The sequence below is a fragment of the Nonomuraea sp. N2-4H genome, assembly GCF_045291505.1.
GTDB lineage: Bacteria > Actinomycetota > Actinomycetes > Streptosporangiales > Streptosporangiaceae > Nonomuraea > Nonomuraea fastidiosa.
The window spans coordinates 5,818,641-5,836,807 of sequence record NZ_CP147987.1; the positions used below are offsets into that span (position 1 = coordinate 5,818,641).

The 18,167-nt window shown below is 67.3% G+C and carries 11 protein-coding genes and 2 pseudogenes; 8 read left to right on the forward strand and 5 right to left on the reverse strand.

What is annotated here, in order from left to right; all coding sequences use genetic code 11:
- The first annotated feature begins 328 nt into the window (after nucleotides 1-328).
- From WBK31_RS26585 to WBK31_RS26595, 3 genes and pseudogenes are all read left to right on the forward strand, one after another.
- Nucleotides 329-970: a hypothetical protein gene (locus WBK31_RS26585; protein ID WP_406673355.1), complete on the forward strand. Its 642-nt coding sequence runs from the start codon at nucleotides 329-331 to the stop codon at nucleotides 968-970.
- A 275-nt stretch (nucleotides 971-1,245) separates the two neighbouring features.
- Nucleotides 1,246-1,707 carry a hypothetical protein gene (locus tag WBK31_RS26590; protein ID WP_406673356.1) on the forward strand — a complete coding sequence of 154 codons (462 nt, stop codon included), beginning with the start codon at nucleotides 1,246-1,248 and terminating at the stop codon, nucleotides 1,705-1,707.
- Between the two features lie 484 nt (nucleotides 1,708-2,191).
- Nucleotides 2,192-3,435, forward strand: a pseudogene (locus tag WBK31_RS26595) (IS256 family transposase).
- Nucleotides 3,436-4,686: 1,251 nt separating this feature from the next.
- Here WBK31_RS26595 and WBK31_RS26600 read toward each other — a convergent pair.
- Nucleotides 4,687-5,421: an aminoglycoside 3'-phosphotransferase gene (locus WBK31_RS26600; RefSeq protein WP_406673357.1), complete on the reverse strand. Its 735-nt coding sequence runs from the start codon at nucleotides 5,419-5,421 to the stop codon at nucleotides 4,687-4,689.
- Nucleotides 5,422-5,643: 222 nt separating this feature from the next.
- On the opposite strand from WBK31_RS26600, the gene WBK31_RS26605 reads away from it, so the two are divergent.
- Nucleotides 5,644-6,141: a DUF402 domain-containing protein gene (locus tag WBK31_RS26605; protein WP_364070907.1), complete on the forward strand. Its 498-nt coding sequence runs from the start codon at nucleotides 5,644-5,646 to the stop codon at nucleotides 6,139-6,141.
- Between the two features lie 132 nt (nucleotides 6,142-6,273).
- On the opposite strand, the gene WBK31_RS26610 is transcribed toward WBK31_RS26605, so the two are convergent.
- Both WBK31_RS26610 and WBK31_RS26615 read right to left on the reverse strand, forming a co-directional pair.
- The gene (locus WBK31_RS26610; RefSeq protein ID WP_364070904.1) at nucleotides 6,274-6,915 is read right to left on the reverse strand and encodes a response regulator transcription factor; all 642 of its coding nucleotides are present in this window, start codon (nucleotides 6,913-6,915) and stop codon (nucleotides 6,274-6,276) included.
- Nucleotides 6,912-8,120, reverse strand: a complete 1,209-nt coding sequence (locus WBK31_RS26615; protein ID WP_364070903.1) for a sensor histidine kinase — start codon at nucleotides 8,118-8,120, stop codon at nucleotides 6,912-6,914. The genes WBK31_RS26610 and WBK31_RS26615 overlap by 4 nt, the downstream gene beginning before the upstream one ends.
- Before the next feature lie 112 nt (nucleotides 8,121-8,232).
- Here WBK31_RS26615 and WBK31_RS26620 point away from each other — a divergent pair.
- Together WBK31_RS26620 and WBK31_RS26625 are read left to right on the forward strand one after the other, a co-directional pair.
- A pseudogene (locus tag WBK31_RS26620) lies at nucleotides 8,233-8,880 on the forward strand (ABC transporter ATP-binding protein); the annotation flags it as partial.
- Between the two features lie 967 nt (nucleotides 8,881-9,847).
- On the forward strand, nucleotides 9,848-10,624 hold the full coding sequence (locus tag WBK31_RS26625) for an ABC transporter permease subunit (protein ID WP_406673358.1): 777 nt from the start codon (nucleotides 9,848-9,850) through the stop codon (nucleotides 10,622-10,624).
- Between the two features lie 94 nt (nucleotides 10,625-10,718).
- Here WBK31_RS26625 and WBK31_RS26630 read toward each other — a convergent pair whose 3' ends face one another.
- Together WBK31_RS26630 and dapA are read right to left on the reverse strand one after the other, a co-directional pair.
- The gene (locus WBK31_RS26630) at nucleotides 10,719-12,404 is read right to left on the reverse strand and encodes a ribonuclease J (protein WP_364070898.1); all 1,686 of its coding nucleotides are present in this window, start codon (nucleotides 12,402-12,404) and stop codon (nucleotides 10,719-10,721) included.
- A gap of 54 nt (nucleotides 12,405-12,458) precedes the next feature.
- Nucleotides 12,459-13,376: a 4-hydroxy-tetrahydrodipicolinate synthase gene (gene dapA / locus WBK31_RS26635; RefSeq protein WP_406673359.1), complete on the reverse strand. Its 918-nt coding sequence runs from the start codon at nucleotides 13,374-13,376 to the stop codon at nucleotides 12,459-12,461.
- A 1,135-nt stretch (nucleotides 13,377-14,511) separates the two neighbouring features.
- Between dapA and WBK31_RS26640 the strand changes: the two genes are divergently transcribed.
- Together WBK31_RS26640 and WBK31_RS26645 are read left to right on the forward strand one after the other, a co-directional pair.
- Nucleotides 14,512-14,994 carry a GntR family transcriptional regulator gene (locus WBK31_RS26640; protein ID WP_406673360.1) on the forward strand — a complete coding sequence of 161 codons (483 nt, stop codon included), beginning with the start codon at nucleotides 14,512-14,514 and terminating at the stop codon, nucleotides 14,992-14,994.
- A 1,490-nt stretch (nucleotides 14,995-16,484) separates the two neighbouring features.
- A complete protein-coding gene (locus tag WBK31_RS26645) occupies nucleotides 16,485-17,141 on the forward strand; it encodes a RadC family protein (protein ID WP_406673361.1) in 657 nt (218 codons plus the stop codon).
- Nucleotides 17,142-18,167: the final 1,026 nt, after the last annotated feature.

Below are 18,167 nucleotides of genomic sequence, written 5' to 3' on the forward strand. Positions count from 1 at the left end.
CCGGCCACCACCAGCCGAGCCAAAACACCACCGGCCACCACCGACCGAACCAAAACACCACCGGCCACCACCAGCCGAGCCAAAACACCACCGCCCAACACCGACCGAACCGAAGCACCACCGCCCATCACCGGACGGACCGGAAAAACCACCGGCCACCCCTGACCGATCCGAAACACCACCGCCCACCCCAACGAGCCACAAGCCGAATCGCACAGCAACCCCGACCGCCAGAAACCACCATCGGAGTCGAGGGAACCCACCCACGACCACGAAGACCAACACCCAAAAGACCAGCAGCTATGACACTTCCGGCAAGGAGAGCCCTGTGGTGAACGTCGCCTACCTGTACCCCTGGGACGTGGTCGGTGACCCGTCGGCCCCGCGCCGCCTGGCCGACCTGGGCGTCGAGGCGGTCGCGCTGGCGGCCAGCTACCACTCGACGCGGGCGGCCACGCCGTACCACCCGGCACATCGCGTGCTGGACGTGCCGTATCCGGCCTTCTACCTCCCGATCCGCCCGTCGTCCTGGTCCCGGCTGGTGCCCGCCGCCCCCACCTGGACTCCTGCCGACGCCTACCTGCAGGCCAGGGACGCACTCAAGGCCGTGGGCCTCCAGGTGCACGCCTGGACCGTCCTCACCCATAACTCCCACCTCGGCGCCGCCCACCCCGACCTGGTCGTGCGCAACGCCTTCGGCGACGCGTACCCGTACGCGCTGTGCCCGTCGCACGAGGACGTCATCGAGTACTGCGAAAACCTGGTCAGCGAGATCCTGAACCTGGGCGAGCCGGACGGCCTCATCCTGGAGGCCTGCGGCCCGATGGGCTTCGGCCACACGAGCGTGCACGAGAAGACCTCCGGCGCCGACTGGACCCCCACCGACACGGACCTCCTTTCCCTCTGCTTCTGCACGAACTGCGCCCCCCGCTACCCCAGCCGGCAAGGTCCGTCATCCGCAACGCCATAGACCGCACCACCCCAGCCCCCGCAACGGACAACACCACGCCAGGCCCCGCGGCAGACGGCACCACGCCAGGCCCGGCAACGGACGGCACCATGCCAGGCTCCGCAACGGACAACAGCACCACGGGCTCCGCACCAGACCGCACCACCGCAACATCCGTCACGAGGGGCACCACCGCAACGCCTGTCACGAGCGGCATCACCACCAGCTCCGCGAAGGACCACACCACCGCAAACTCGGCAGGCTCCACGCCCGCCGTGCAGCCCTCAACCGGCCCGATGACCGTCGACCAGGCTTTGGGCGACCTGGCAGACGAGGTACGGGAGATCCGCACAGCTCTCACCACAACCCTCCGCCAACGCCTGATCAGCGTGGCCAAGCGAACCGCCCCGAACGTTCCCATCACCCTGCACGCCAACCCCGACCCGTGGGCCACCGGCGCCTTCGCTCCCCTCCCCGCGGGTGAGCCGGACGTCGACGTCCTGGTGGGCAATTGCTGGGGCGACCCTGCCACGGACGCCGCCCGCCTGACCCGCCTCGGCGAGCTCGCCACCGCGTCCCAGCGAGTGGGCGCCTACGTCCTCGCCCTCCCACCCCGCCCCGCCGACGCGGAAGTGCTGGCCGACCAGCTCAGGACGTACAGCAAGGCCGGAGCCACAGAGTTCCACCTGTACCACGCCGGCCTGGCCAGCCCTCAACGCCTCCAGGCCCTCGCAAAAGCCCTGAACCTCTGCCGCTAACCGGAAGAATTTGCACACCCCTGCCTGAAAAACCTGCCCCCGCCCACTCCTGACCGGAAGACCCGCCTACCCCCGCCTGCCCACTCTTGACCGGAACACCTGCCCGCCCCTGGCCAGAGCACCTGCCCGCCCCTGGCCAGAGCACCTGCCCGCCCCTGGCCAGAGCACCTGCCTGCCCCTGGCCGGAGGACCTGGTCTCCGACAAGCCCCAGCACAGCCTTCACAATCACCTTTGGAGTGAGCCCACCAACCCCTCGACCGCCCGCACACTCGCAACCCCACTCCTTAGAAACCCTCGAGACCGTGCGGGCAGCCCCGAGAGCGGATGCGCCGAGATCGTGCGAGGACCCCCGAGCGTGCGGGGGTTGCGTCCACGGGAGTGGTGTACGAGTTTGACCTGGTCAGCTGGCGTGGTGCCGTGAAATGGTGACGGCCATCGCGTGATCCTTCGAGTAGCTAGTCCAAGATCGAAGGAGGACACGTGATGGCCGCGGACAACAGTGTGACGCCCGAGCAGTGGCTGGCGCAGCAGATCCAGTCCGGCGACCCCGACATGTTGCGATCCATGGCGGGAGACCATGGCCGAGGCGTTGATGTCGGCCGAGGCCGACACCCTGTGCGGAGCCGGCTGACGGCCGGCGCAGTACCGAGCGGACCAACCGGCGCAACGGCTACCGGGCGCGTGAGTGGGACACCCGGGCCGGCACGATCGAGCTGGCCATCCCCAAACTGCGGTCGGGCTCGTACTTTCCGGACTGGCTGCTGGAACGCAGGCGGCGTGCCGAGCAAGCACTGATCAGCGTCGTGGCCACCAGCTACCTGCTCGGCGTCTCAACAAGGCGGGTCGACAAGCTGATCGAGCAGCTCGGCATCACGCACATCTCCAAAAGCCAGGTCTCGCAAATGGCCAAGACGCTCGATGAGCAGGTCGACGCCTTCCGCACCCGCGCACTGGATGCCGGGCCGTACACGTTCGTCTGGCTGGACGCATTGACGCAGAAGGTGCGCGAGGGCGGGCGGATCGTCAACGTCCACGTCCTGGTCGCCACCGGGGTGAACGCCGACGGACGGCGCGAGATCCTCAGCCTGGACGTCACTTCAGCTGAAGACGGCGCGGGCTGGCCGGCCTTCCTGCGCGGCCTGGTCGCCCGCGGCCTGTCCGGAGTGCAGCTGGTGACCTCCGACTGCCACGCCGGGCTGGTGGCCGCGATCGGCGCCACGTTGGCCGGGGCGTCCTGGCAGCGCTGCCGCACCCACTACCTGCGCAACCTGCTCACCTGCGTGAACAAATCCGCGCAGCCGTTCGTGGCCACGCTGGTGCGCACCATCTTCGACCAGCCGGACGCCGCCTCGGTGCGCGCCCAGCACGCCTGGGTCGTGCAAACGCTGGAAGCCAAGCATCCGACCGCCGCCGAGCACCTGGACGCCGCCCGGGACGATCTGCTGGCCTTCGCCGCCTTCCCCCGCGAGATCTGGCCGCAGATCTGGTCGAACAACCCGCAGGAACGGCTGAACAAAGAGATCCGCCGCCGCACCGACGTGGTCGGCATCTTCCCCGACCGCACGGCGATCATCCGCCTCATCGGCGCCGTACTGGCCGAGCAGACCGACGAATGGGTCGAAGCCCGCCGCTACATGGGCCTGGACATCCTCGCCAAAGCCCGCATCCGCGTCGTTGCCGACGACACACCCGCCCAGAACCCACTCCCACAGACACTTACCGCTTAACCTGCAGAAACAGGATCACGCGAAGATCGGTTCTTACACCACGTCCGTGGACGTGACCCGTGCGGGCAGCCCGGTAAGCGTGCGGGCGCCCCGGCAGCATACGGGCAGCCCGGCAGACGCGTACGGGCAGCCCGAAAGCGTACGGGCAGCCCGGAAACCGCGAACCGCGGTTCGGAAACCGTGCGCTCCCAGACGTTGGACCCCTGATTCACGCTTCACGGACCGACCGCGCACGACTGCACCCCGCGAGTTGGCGCGCCCCGCTCTGCCCACCGCCAAAGGCCCTCACGCGCCCCACCCCGACGTGCCCTCCCCACCCGGCGGGCCTGCGGTCGCGGCAAGCGCGCCTCCCGACATAACGCACCCCTCCGTCTCCCGGCTCTGGTCACCGGCTTCGGCCAACAGCAACGCTTCGGCCATGATCTTCACCATGGAACGCAACAAGTCGGGGTCCCCGGTCGGGATTTGCTACGCCGACTCCCCCTTCTGACACCACACTGTTGTTCGCGGCCATCACGTGGTCTCCTTCGGTCTTGACTTGCGCCTTCGAAGGATCACGAGATGGCCGTCACCATTTGCGGCGCCATACCAGCGACCAGGCCAAACCCGTACACCACACCCAAGGCGTAAGACACAACTGTCGAACCCACACACCACACCCGAGCCGCAAGACGCCACCGTCAAACCCACACACCACACCCGAACCGCAATCACGCAACCTCAAGCAACCGCGCCTGCCCTGATGCGCCCAGCAACCATCCCACCCACGCCAAACCCCACATCAAGGCCCCCGAGACCGCACGCCGCCTCCGCGAACTGGCGCACCCCGCCTCTCTCTCCATCCCACAGCCCCTGCGCCCGTCCCACGCGGCACGCGCTCGCAGCCCGCAAACTGCCAGCAAACGTCCAACCCGACGCCACTCCAGTTGATCAAGTCAAACTGGTACACCACTCCCGTGGACGCAGCCCGGCTCTCCTATGCAGCGCCGACGACAGCCAGGCCCTCCAGCCCAGCAGGCCGGTCGTAGCGTGACCATGCTCGCGTCTCTTCAGTTGGCACATCTTCCACCTGAGCACCAGAAGAGATCACCAGAACCGCACGCCCCCTCAACCGGCAGCCTCACCCCACCCCCGCGCGAACATCCCCGGTGGTGCCTCATGCCCCATCTCGCAAAAGCTGTGGCAATCTCATCGATTCGCGAGACATTCGGTCGTTGCATCACCGATCCGAGGTTCGATCACCGCCTTGAGTCAGAGAAGCTCGTCCAGGAGCCGGTAGTAGTACATCCGTTCTTCGTCGATGTGATCGACAAGGGCGTAGGCAGAAAGAAACTCCTCCCAGGCTGTCGGGCCGTGGTCCTCGGACAAGTCCCTGTGGACGATGGCGAGGTCGCGGTACCGGTCGGCCACGCCCAGTGCCGGGACATCGATGACCACGGGCTCTCCTGAGGCGGGCACCAGCACGTTGGACGGGGTGTAGTCCCCGTGTGCGACGACGAGATCCGCGACGTGCGGGCGCGTGGCCAGCAGTCGTTCGTAGACCATCTCAGGAGTCAGCCCGATATGGTCGGCGTCGAAGTCGTCCGGGTCCACGAGGCCGTCACGGATATTGGCGCGGGCACGTTCGAGAACCGCTGGCAGTCCGCCATCGAAGGGACACTCGGTGACAGGTAACTCGTGCAGCATGCGTAGCGTCCGGCCCAGCACGGCGCCTATGTCGGCGGGAGCGGCGGCTTCTGAAGACGGAGCGCCCACGTCGGCGATGACGAGGACGTCGTCTTCAAAGGCGACCACCTCAGGGACGGGAACGCGTCCATGAAGCCAGCGCAGTCGCAAGTGCTCGGCGCTGGCGAGGGGGCCGTGCTTGACGTAGAACACCTTCGAACCTGACACGACCCTCAGGGCCGTACCACTGGCTCCTTCGTGGTCGGTCGACCAGGAGGCGTCCTGACCGATCAACCGGCGAAGTCGGTCTGGGAGCTGCATAATCACATCCTCATTCAATCTGCTGCATCGCAGGCAAGGGGTGGCCCGCAAGCCAACGAGGTGGACATCTCAACCCCGATCAAGGTCGATGAGCCGACATGAGCGCCGCCACCGCGTCGATTCCGCTCAGCGCACGAGTACGACTATCACTCGCGTACGAATGCGACGGCCTCCGCCCTGAGTTCCGTGTGAGCCACGCCGGCTCCGGATACGTATCACTTCATGAACGATGTGCGAATCGTCTACCGAAAGTACGGCGGCGCACTGCACTGGAACCACCCCGGCCGCCTGCTCGGTGAAGACGAGCACGGCGTCTGGGTGAAGGTCCCAGACGGGACGTTAGCCAGAAAGGGCGATGACCCGCCTGTCTGCTGGAAGACTCCGGTGACCATGCTGTTCCCCCGAAACGCCTGGTGGACCGCTTCCTTCCACGTGCCGCCCCAAAGAAGCGAGCTCTACGTCGACGTCACAACAGTCCCCGAGTGGCGGGACGACGAGGTCACCATGCTCGACCTCGACCTGGACGTCATCAAGATGCGAGACGGGCGCATCATTCTCGACGACGAAGACGAGTTCGCCGAGCATCAACTGCTTCTCAATTACCCGACTGATTTGATCACACAAGCAGAGAAATCAGCCCGCTGGTTGCTCAACGCAGTCAGCAAAGGCCAAGGCCCATTTGGCGGCGCACACTTGGCTTGGCAAACGAAAACATCCTGAACGCATCAAACTAAGAGACTCGGGCGATGAAGACCAACGATCCCCATAACAGCGACCGCCAGGAACCCTCCGCGCTCGTAGCGGTGAGCCAGGGCCGGTGCGTCCGGCCGCCGCGAGCTGCGCCGCACCATATTACCGGGCAGCCGTAACCAACCCACTCTCATACGCTGTGATGACGAGCTGCGCTCTATCCCGCGCTTCCAACTTGGCCAGCAGCCGGGTGATATGCGTCTTCACCGTCGCCAAACTCACGTGCAGGTGAGCCGCGATCTCGTTATTTGACAGGCCTCTCGCAATCAACACTAACACTTCCTTCTCCCGCTCGGTCACACCATTCAGCCCTTTCACCCTTGGCATAACCGGCGTACGAGTGAACTCTTCGATCAGCCGGCGCGTCACCGCAGGCGCCAGCAGTGCGTCCCCGCGCGCGATCACGCGTACGGCCTCGAGAAGGTCCGCAGGCGGCGTGTCCTTAAGCAGAAATCCGCTGGCACCGGCACGGAGCGCGTCATACACATATGCATCGAGGTCGAACATCGTCACGACGAGCACCCGAGAAACGTCTTTGATCCGACGCGTAGCCTCAATGCCATCCATTTCCGGCATTCGTACGTCCATAAGCACCACATCCGGTCGCTGCGCCAAAGCGACCTCAACGGCCTCCGCCCCGTTCGACGCCTCGCCCACCACCTCCAGATCTGGCTCTGCGTCGACCAGTACCGTGAAACTCCCCCTGATCAGAGCCTGATCATCGGCGACGACCACGCGAATCAAGAAACCTCCTCATAGGGCAATGTTGCGAAAACCCGAAAACCCCGGTCAGGACGGTTTCCGGCCTCGAACGTGCCGCCGTACATCATGACCCGCTCCCGCATGCCGATCAGGCCATGCCCGGAACCCTCTGCGGGAGGCGAAGCCCGTCTCCCCGGGCCGTCGTCGAGTACCTCGATCCGTACCTCCTTCTCATCCACCGTCACGGACACGCGGCACCGAGCGGGTGCGGCGTGCTTGGCCACGTTCGTAAGTGCCTCCTGCACGATGCGGTAGACCGACAGCCCAACGCCCTCCGGCAGCCGCGCCCAATCCCCGGCACTGCTCGCCGCCGAGCCGCCGGGCGCAGTATCCGGCATGAAGCGAAGGTCGAGCTCCGCCTCCACCCCCGCCAGCCGCGCTTGCTCCACCAGCCCCTCGATGCCTTCCGGTCCGGGTGCCGGCGCGCGCTCGGGCGCCTCCGACGACCGCAGCACGCCGAGCAGGTGACGCATCTCTACAAGCGCGCTCCGGCTGGCCGTCTCGATCACGCGCAGGGCTTCGTGAGCCTCTTGCGGCCTGGACGCCAGGACGTGATTGGCGACCCCCGCCTTGATGGCGATCAGCCCCACGTTGTGCGTGACCACGTCGTGCAGCTCGCGAGCCAGTCGTAACCTCTCCTCGGTGACGGCCTGCGCGGCCAGTCTCCCGGCCTCACGCGCCGCGTAAGATCTGCGCTCTTGCACGGCTCTGCCGATCGTCCACGCCCCGCCCAGCGCTCCGATGCCCCATAGCGGCTGGTCGAGGTGTGCCACCCAGCCGGGGGCGCCCGTCTGCGACGTGCCCGCCACCGTCAGCCCCAGGACGGTGACCAGGCTCACCGCCGCGATGGCCGACGTCGGCACCGCGGCACCGAGCCTGTCGGACAGGGCGACGATGTACAACGCGTACGCGGGCGCCAGATAGGCGTGCCCCACCGCACCCGCCAGCGCGGTGTAGAGGGCGAGCACCAGCGTGAAGCAGAAGACGGGCATGGGCCACACCCTGCGCAGGGTGAGCGGCAGGCCCAGCGCCAGCGGGAGCGCCACGCGCATCCACGGCGGCATCGTCACGACGTTGGCCATGACCGTGAACAACAGGAACGCCAGGCACAGCCCCGCCACTAGATCGAGCGCGACCAGCTGGCGCAGGCTCAGCCGCCTGGCGAAGAAGGGATGCGTGTCGTTCACGCGTTGAACCGTAGCCGCTGCGGCGGCGCGGCACGTCAACCCAGGGTCTGACGTTGAAGTTCGGACCGTGGTCCGACGCGCCGGCACGCCGCCGCCCAGCATTCTTTTCGGCGTGATCGAAGTCCAGCACCTGACGAAGCGCTACGGCGCCACCCTCGCCGTCGACGACCTGTCCTTCACGGTCGACCCCGGTCATGTCACCGGCTTCCTCGGGCCCAATGGCGCAGGCAAATCCACCACGATGCGCCTGATCCTCGGCCTCGACGCGCCGACCTCGGGCCGGGCCCTGGTCAACGGCCGCCCTTATACGTCGCTGCGCAGGCCGATGCACGAGGTCGGCGCGCTCCTTGACGCGAGCGCGGTCCATGGGGGCCGCAGCGCCTACGACCACCTGCTGAGCCTGGCTCTCACCAACGGCATCGGCCCCAAGCGCGTCTCCGACGTGCTCGAGCAGGTCGGCCTGGCGAGCGTGGCGCGCAAACGCGTGGGCGGCTTCTCGTTGGGCATGAAACAGCGGCTCGGCATCGCGTCCGCGCTGCTGGGCGACCCCGGTGTGCTGATCTTCGACGAGCCGGTCAACGGTCTCGACCCCGACGGCGTGCGCTGGATCCGCGACCTCATGCGCGGCCTGGCCGCCGAGGGCCGCACGATCCTGCTCTCCAGCCACCTCATGAGCGAGATGGCCCTCACCGCCGAGCACATCGTCATCCTCGGCGGTGGCCGACTCATCACGCAGACCACCGTCGCCGAGCTGACGGCCCGCTACTCCTCGCTCGAAGACGCCTACCTCGCCCTGACCGCCGGCGACGTTCGCTACGGAGCCGCCCGATGACACCGGTCCTCATAGGTGGGCGGCGACTCCTTACCGCCCTGGGCACCGCTGGACCTGCCGTTCGCCAGCACCGCGGGCCGCACTGGCCCTGCCGCTCGTCACCACCCCGGGCAACGCTGGCCCTGCCGCTCGTCACCACCCCGGGCAACGCTGGCCCTGCCGCTCGTCACCACCCCGGGCAACGCTGGCCCTGCCGCTCGTCACCGCCCCGGGCAACGCTGGACCTGCCGCTCATTGCCGCCCAAGGTCGCACCGGCTGTGCCCCTCGCGTGCCGATCGTCGCCCTCGCGGTCGGATCCCTCGCGCTCAGACGGGGCGACGCACGATCGCGTCCCTGCCGAGAGCGAGTACAACGTCGCGGCCAGCCTTTGCTGCCGCACATGTCATCCCCTGACCAACCCCCGCACGATTGCGACCGACGCACCACTGATGCACGCCCCACCCGTTACCAGCCAACACACATCACGGTCGGCCTTCCGCCGACACGCAACCCAGCCTCTGATCGGCCCGCACGCATCGCGACAGGCGCTCCACCGTCACACAAACCCGATCCCTTACCGACGCACACGCATCTGAGAGATACCGCCGACGCTCCCTGGTCGTGACCAGCCCATCATCACGATCAGCGCTCCACCGTCACATGCCCCTGGCTCTGACCGGCCCGCACGCATCGCAACCGGCCACCCGTCGGCGCACTACCCGGCCCGTGACCAGTCACCCCATCGCGACCAGCCACCCGCTGACACGCTCCCCAGCCCATGACCAGCCCAGCATCCCGACCAGCACGCCACCGACCAACAACCCGACGACCCTCAATCGCCCCGCATGCGTCCCTCATCGGCACTCCGCCGGCACGCAGCCGCCCCGCCTTCCTGACCAGAAAGCGCATACCAAGATGAGCGTCCTGACCTCTGAATACGTGAAGCTGCGTTCGGTCCGCTCGACCTACCTGATCGTCGGCCTGGCCCTCAGCACGATCCTCGCGGGATTCGTGCTCGCCGCCACGGCGGCGGGCACGTACGACACGGCTCCACCCGAGCGGCAGGCCGTCGCCAGGATCGCGAACCTGGAAGAGGCGTTCGTGATCGTCCCCCAGCTGGCGATGGGGGTGCTCGGCGTCCTGGCCATAACGTCCGAGTACACGACGGGCTTGATCAGGACGAGTCTGGCGATCGTGCCCCGCCGCTGGCCTTTACTGGCCGCCAAGGCGCTGACCGTCACCATCCTGTCCCTGGGAGTCGGCGCCGTCGTGGTCTTCGGCACGTACGCGGCTGCCAAGAGCGCGATCGGTGACCGGTTCTCCGGCGCCTACGCGACGGCCTTCGGCGACCGGCTGCCGCTCCTGTTGGCCCTCACTTTGACGGTGCCCGTGTTCGCGCTGCTCGGTCTGGGGTTGGGGGCGATGCTGCGTTCACCGGCGGCCGCGATCGCCGTGATCGTGGGGCTCGTCTACGTGGTCCCGATCATCGTCGGGAACGTTCCTGAGCCCTGGAGCGAGACCCTCGGGTCGTTCATGATCGGGGCGCTTCCCCGCCAGCTCGTAGGCGAGACCAATGCGTCCTCGGTCTACGGCTCCCTGCTGTCCCCGCCGGCGGCCGCCACCGTGCTGATCGCGTACGCGATCGTCCCTTTGATCGCTGCCACCGCACTGCTACGCCGAAGGGATGTCTGACATGCCACATCCGAGTCGCCTGCTGCGCGCGCTCCTGCGAGCCGCCGGGCGGGTACGGCAGGTGTGGAGACCTGCCGTACCGTCCGGATGCCGCTCACACCTCGAGCACCACCGGGATGATCATCGGCCGGCGGCGGTAGGTGTCGCTCACCCAGCGGCCCACCGTACGGCGCACAACCCGGCGGATCTCCTGCATGTCGACCACGCCGTCCGCGGCCTTCTCCTCGAGGGCCCGCTGGATCTGCGGGATGAACTCGTCGAACTGCGCCGGATCGATGCCCGAGCCGCGCGCGTGGATCTCCGGCCCAGCGGTGAGCTTGCCGGTGTTGGAGTCGACCACGACCACCACGGAGATGAAGCCCTCGTCACCGAGGATCTTGCGGTCCTTCAGGGACGTGTCGGTGATCTCACCCACGGAGGAGCCGTCGACGTAGACATATCCGGCGTGGACGGCGCCCACGATCCGTGCGCGCCCGTCGACCAGGTCCACGACCACGCCGTCTTCGGCTATCACGATGTGGTCCTCGGGCACGCCGGTCAGCGCCGCGAGTTTGGCGTGCGCCCGCAGGTGACGCCACTCGCCGTGCACGGGCATGAAGTTGGAGGGGCGCGTCAGGTTGAGCACGTACAGCAGCTCACCCGCGGCCGCGTGACCGGAGACGTGCACCTTGGCGTTGCCCTTGTGCACGACGCGGGCTCCCCACCTGGTCAGGCCGTTGATGACCTTGTTGACCGCGGTCTCGTTGCCGGGCACCAGCGACGAGGCCAGCAGCACGGTGTCACCCTCCGCGATGCGGATCGGGTGATCACGGTTGGCCATCCTCGACAGCGCCGCCATGGGCTCGCCCTGAGAGCCGGTGCAGATCAGCACCACGTCCTGGGGCGGCCAGTCCTCGATGTCGCGGGAGTCGACGATCAGCTCCGGCGGCACCTTGAGGTATCCGAGGTCGCGGGCCACGCCCATGTTGCGCACCATCGAGCGTCCGACGAGCGCCACCTTGCGGCCGTGCTTGGCGGCGGCGTCCATGACCTGCTGGATGCGGTGCACGTGGGAGGCGAAGCTGGCCACGATCACCCGCTGCTCGGAGGTGCGGATCACCTCGTCGATGACCGGCGCGATCTCCCGCTCGCTGGTGACGAACCCGGGCACCTCGGCGTTCGTGGAGTCGGACATCAGCAGGTCGACGCCCTCGGAGCCGAGCCTGGCGAAGCCGCCGAGGTCGGTGAGGCGGCCGTCGCTCGGCAACTGGTCCATGCGGAAGTCACCGGTGTGCAGCACGATGCCGGCGGGAGTCCTGATGGCGACGGCCAAGGCGTCGGGGATGGAGTGGTTGACCGCGAGGAACTCGCAGTCGAAGGGCCCGAAAACGTGCCGCTCGCCCTCGACGACCTCGCGTTTGACCGGCTGGATGCGGTGCTCGGTCAGCTTGGCCTCGATGAGCGCGAGCGTGAGCTTGGACCCGACGAGCGGAATGTCGCGCCGCTCGCGCAGCAGGTACGGCACCGCCCCGATGTGGTCCTCGTGGGCGTGCGTCAGCACCACGGCCTCGACGTCGTCGAGCCGGTCCCTGATGTACTCGAAGTCGGGCAGGATGAGGTCGACACCCGGCTGGTCGGGCTCGGGGAACAACACCCCGCAGTCGACGATCAGCAGGCGGCCGTCGAACTCGAAGACGGCCATGTTCCTGCCGATCTCCCCCAACCCGCCGAGCGCGACGATGCGCAGGCCGCCTTCGGGCAGCGCCGGCGGGGGGCCAAGCTCAGGATGCGGATGGCTCATGCCCGGCCCCCATGGTCAGATCTTGTTCTCAAAACTCCCGGTTCCTCCCCGTTCCTATGTGTCTGTCAACTTCACCCCGCCGGCCACCAGGCAAGCACGCAGCTCGGCGATTTGCTGTTCCGTGGCGTCCACGAGCGGCAGGCGTACCGGACCGACCGGCATGCCCACCAGGCTCAGCGCCGCCTTTGCCATGATCGCGCCGCCCGCGCGCAGCATGATCCCGTCCACGACCGGAGCCAGCTGGGTGTGCACGGCCAGGGCCTGCGCGACTTCGCCGCTCTTGTGCAGCTCGATCATGCGCGCCAGCTCGGCCCCGACCACGTGCCCGACGACGCTGACGAAGCCGGCCGCGCCGAGCGAGAGCCAGGCCAGGTTGAGCAGGTCGTCACCGGAGTAGAACGCGAGGTCGGTCGCGGTCATCACCTGACTGGCGGCGAACAGGTCGCCCTTGGCGTCCTTCACGGCCACGATGCGTTCGTGCTGGGCCAGCCGCAGCAGGGTTTCAGTCTTGATCGGTACGCCACTGCGTCCCGGAATGTCGTAGAGCATCACCGGCAGGTCCGTAGCGTCGGCCACGGTGGTGAAATGCCGATACAGCCCCTCTTGCGGCGGCTTGTTGTAGTAGGGCGTCACCACCAGCAGGCCATGGGCTCCGGCGCGGGCCGCCTGCTTGGCGAGTTCGACGCTGTGGCGGGTGTCGTTGGTCCCCGCCCCGGCGACCACGGTCGCACGGTCCCCGACCGCGTCCAGCACAGCGCTGACGATGCGCTGTTTCTCCTCATCAGAGGTGGTGGGCGACTCACCGGTCGTCCCATTGACGATCAAACCGTCGTTTCGCTGCTCGTCCACCAGATAGGTGGCAAGACGTCGCACAGCCGCGTAATCGACCTCGCCGTCGGGGGTGAACGGCGTGACCATCGCGGTCAGCATGCGGCCGAAGGGCGCGTCGGTGGTTCCAGTTGGCGATGCCATAGTGCGAACGCTACCCGGATTCAGAAATCCATTGGACGTCGCCACCCCGCTTCGCCCACCCGGAGCCGCCTTTTGCCCGCTTTCACGGGCTTCTGTACGCCTCAGTGCACGTCGCCGGACGGCTCGACCGGCCGGTGCGACGCATGTCACTCAGCATCGCCGCCCTACACACCGCACCCACCATCCGACCTGGCCACCTCATCGCAGGCTACCCAGGCACCCGCAGCACCTGAGGCCAGCAGGCGACGTCCGTCCGCGGCAGCGGGTTCGCATGTGGGCCGACGTACGCACCTCACCTTGAGGGACATACCGCTCCGGATCGGGTCCCCAGAGAGGCGTTGCGGCGAGGAAGCGCACGTACGCCTCATTCGGATCACTTGGGACATACGCCGCCTTCGCTCGAAGCCTCCACAGCGCCCCGCGAAGCAAACCTTCTGTGGCCACCACCGTCCAAGCGGTGACATTACCGCTCAAGCAGTGACATCGGCCGACCAGCCAAGACGCCCTGCCCACCCCCCGCCGTACCGAAGGGACCACAGGGCGAGGACACACCGCCACAAGCACGACATGACGGGCCGCCAGAGCAGGCGGACCACACCAGAGGGTCAAAAGATCATCGACTTCTAGTCAAAGAAAGGCTGCCTCACCTGGCCGTACGTCACTAAGGTAGGCGGCTGTCAGGCAGGGCCGACATGGAAGAGGTCGCCGATATGTGCTCGGGGGTACACACATCGACGACCTCTATCGGAGAATCGGTCGCCCTTACACCGGCGTTACAGGGTTTCTCCAATAATTTCCCGCCATCGCAAAGTTGGGGCTCCAGCATCCCTCGATGACGGTCGGTTACCTGCCGAATACGGCAACATAGGGCAACGCCTCACACGAACCCCCAGGGATGGACTAGTGGCCACCTCAGATCCGGTCTACCTGCGTGTCGTCGAAGACATCCGGCGACAGATCACCGACGGCACCCTTCCCCGGCGCGCCCATTCCTTCGCGGGCGCAGCTGACCCGCAAGTATCAGGTCGGCGAGACCGCCGCTCGTCACGCGCTACGTGTGCTCGCGGGCGAGGGCCTCATCATCGGCCGCGTTGGTTCGGGCCATTACGTCCGGGAACGGCCCGACTTGATCGCCTTGCACCGATGGCGTTTCCTCGACCACCCCGCCCCCTTCGCCGCAGACCTGCAGTCGCAAGGCAGGCGCGTGACATGGGACTGGCACAGCGAACTGGCCGAGGCGGGCCCCGACATCGCACGACGGCTCCACGTGCCCGAGAACGCCACGCTGACCAGAACCCGCTACGTCTTCCGCGGTGACGGCCGGCCGCTCCAGCTCGCCACGTCGTACGAGATGCGGGAGTTCGCGTCCCACAGCGACGAGGACAGGCGTGGTTTCGTCACGAAGATGTACGCGCACGGCATAAAGATCACGGAGATCGTGGAAAGCGTGCACACCCGCATCCCCCGCCCGGCGGAGAGCGACGCCCTCGACCTGGCGGCCGGCGTGCACGTGCTGCATGTGGAGCGTACGCACTGGGCGGGCGATCGGCCCGTGGAGACGAGCGACATCATCATCCCGGGCGACCGGTTCCGAGTCATGTACAGCATGCCGGTCTAGATCACGATTGCCCCGCCTGTCCAGGTCGGCGAGCTCCGGGCGAGCACCTTCTCTCTCGCCCGGAGCTCCCCTTTTTCGCCCCGCATAACCCTTCACCCCGCCCCATCCGAGACCCCACCCCACCCGCGACTCCGCACCATCGCGACCCTTTCGACTAGCTCATCAATCAACAGCGGCGCGCTGACCGTCGCCGTCCCACTACCTGGCCCCCGCGTGTCCAAGTGCGCGATAGACGATCTCCAAGATCGGCTTGATACATTCCTTGGAATGGGCCCCGTGGCTCGCCCGCCCAAGCCCATGTGCATCGCCAAGCCCATGTGCATCGCCAAGCCCATGTGCATCGCCAAGAGCAGCGCGTCGCTGAGAGCTTGCTCGTTGCCGAATCTGCTCGGCCCCTTCGACCTGCGGCAGGTGGGCTGCCACACCAAACTCTGCGCCCGCGTAGCTGCGGTTTTGCTGAGGGCGGGACGCGCGCGATCCCGCTCGCGGAGCCGCTGACGGTTCTGCTGGTAAACGGCGCCGCGCGACCCCGTGGTGCGCCACGCGACCCCGTGGTGCGCCACGCGATCCCGTGGTGCGCCACGCGATCCCGTGGTGCGCCACGCGATCCCGTGGTACGCGGCGCCGCGCGATCCCGTGGTAAGCGGCGCCGCGCGCGATCCCGCTCGCGGCATGGACGGCTCGCGGCCTCCTGGCGGGCCTCGGTGCTTGTCCTCGCCGGCACGCGCCCGGAGGTCAACGAGAAGGGGCGGCCGAAGCCATCCGGCATCGACTACGAGGTCGCGGCGGAGGTCACGCTGGAACTGCACACCGGCGAGCCAGGCGTCGTCCTGGTCTCCGGCAAGCTGCTCACCGAGTTCCGTGACCCTCCACGCGAGGCGAGTGCCGGTGAGGGCACTCGAGTTCGCGCGCACGGTCGCCCCGGCTCAGTGAGGGCAGCGGCGCCGACACCAGGCCGGCCTCGTTCCCCGTCGTCTGCCTGCGCCACCGGCCGCCGCAGGACTTCGTCGGCGCGGCGGTGTTGTTCGCCAGCGGGAACCTCGCGCAGAGGTTCAGGACCCGAGCAGCACAGTCAGCAGCTCACGGTCGGACCAGCGCAGTGCTGCGGGTCCCTTGTGCCGCTTTCAGACACGCATGCGGCACTCCTGCTCGGAGCACTTGGCGTCGGCTTACGGAGCTCCTCCGGCCAGTGCTTCTGGATCGCCTTCCTGATGTGACCCGCGAGTGACGCCCACCGCCCGCCAGACGAAGGATTCGGCTTGCCGTTGCACCCCTGAGCGCTCGTCGGTGGAGCAAGACATGCGGCGGTCGAACAGGTGGGTGAGCGGGGGCAGAGGGGCCGCGGCACCAGCGGCATACGCCCACGCGAGGCCGTGGAAGACGGAAAGTTCGGGATGCGGGAGCCGATCGCTCGGAGCGAAAGCTGCAGGCGAATGCGCAGGTCAGAGATTGTCGGTGGCCGTTGATACAAACGGGGGCGGAGGTTGCCGATGCGAGTCAAAGACCTGTCCAAAGGTGATCGGCCGCGCGAGCGGCTCATGGCCAGCGGTGCCGCTGCGCTGGCCGACCGTGAGCTGCTGGCCGTGCTGCTCGGTTCCGGGTTCCGGGGAGCAAGCGCGCTCGACCTGGCCAGCCAGGTGATCGCGCATTGTGGAGATCTCGATGGCCTGGGCCGTTCGGACCCGCACCGGTTACTCGCGCTGCCTGGGATCGGGCAGGCCAAGGCGGCACGGGTGACGGCGGCCTTCCATCTCGTACGCCGAGCGGAGGCCTGGCCTGAGCGCGAACGCATCACCAGCACGTCCGACCTCGCCCACGCCTGTGCCCCGCTGCTCCACGGCCGTACCCGGGAGCGGCTGGTCATGGTGGCGTGCGACACCGGTGGACGGGTGCTGAAGCGTGCCGTGCTGACCGAGGGCGCGAGCGATCACACGGTGCTGCCCATACGCGAGGTGATCAGGGAGGTGCTGACGGCGGGCGGCGCGGCGTTCGGGCTCGCCCACAACCATCCGGGCGGGTCGCTCGACCCGAGTCCCGAGGATCTGGAGGCCACGGCTCGGCTCCTGGAGGCGGCGGAGACGGTCGGGCTGCGGCTTCTGGATCATGTGATCATCTCGGATGGGGCCTGGAGACGCATTCCGCTATAAAGCCATTTTCCACCGGACGAGGGAGGCGGGATTCCGCAAACGGCATGATCCCGCGTATAGCGTCGAACGCCAGTTTTTCAAGGGATGACCATGAGAACCTAATCCCGCGGGTAGGCCGTTATGGACGTCAGCCGGCCATTACTCGCCTTGGACGTGGCTCCTTGCCCCCTTGAAGTCGCACGGGGCCATGTCCATGGTCCTACGCATGATTCCGGGTGAAGCCCGCGCCTCGTCAGTGGGGTTCGGGCAGGCGCGTCGCCCGGGATCATGCGGGGACGACGCAGGGTGCGTGGGCGACGGCTGCCGTGGGCGTGCCATAGTCAGCGGTCTCCGGTGCGCTAGTACTGGACGAAGGCGCGTACCAGGCACCCATCGCACCCTTGTCACCGGGCGGGTGGCGACCCCGTCCGGTGACACTGCGTTCATCGTCCTCCCTTCACAGGGGCCGCAACGGAAAGTCGGAGTCACCGGTCGGGGAAAGACTTCACCGGAGGCTGTTCACACGGCAGACTGTTGTTGCGGCCATCGCGCTTGTAGTCCTTCGAACTGCGTCTTCGGGGGACCGCGATGGCCGTCACCATTTTTTCGGATCCGGGCTTCTTCTGTACCGGGCTTCTTCCGTACCGGCTTCTTCCTGTGTCGGCTTCTTTGCACCGGCGCTTTATCGCGATCTGCGGGTGAATATCTGGCATGCCGGTGTGCGCCTACCTCCTCGCGAAGTGACAGAACGCGAGCGGCCCTGCATAGCAGGTTGGACTCATGGGTTGCGAATTGCCGCACACTAACCGACGCTTTGCCTCGCCGCACATCTACAGGCCAAACGGACAATTACGAAGCCAGCCGACCATACCGACGGGTCGTGACTCTGTAGCGGACGGCATGGCTGCACCCACTCTTCAGCGGGCGGCTTGTCTGCGTCCACTCTTCAGTGGGCGGCATGGCTGCGCCGCTACAGTTCCGGGCGACGATGCACTGCGAGGTCCCTTGCTGCGGGCGTACTGCCGACCTTCCCGGCCATCGGGCACT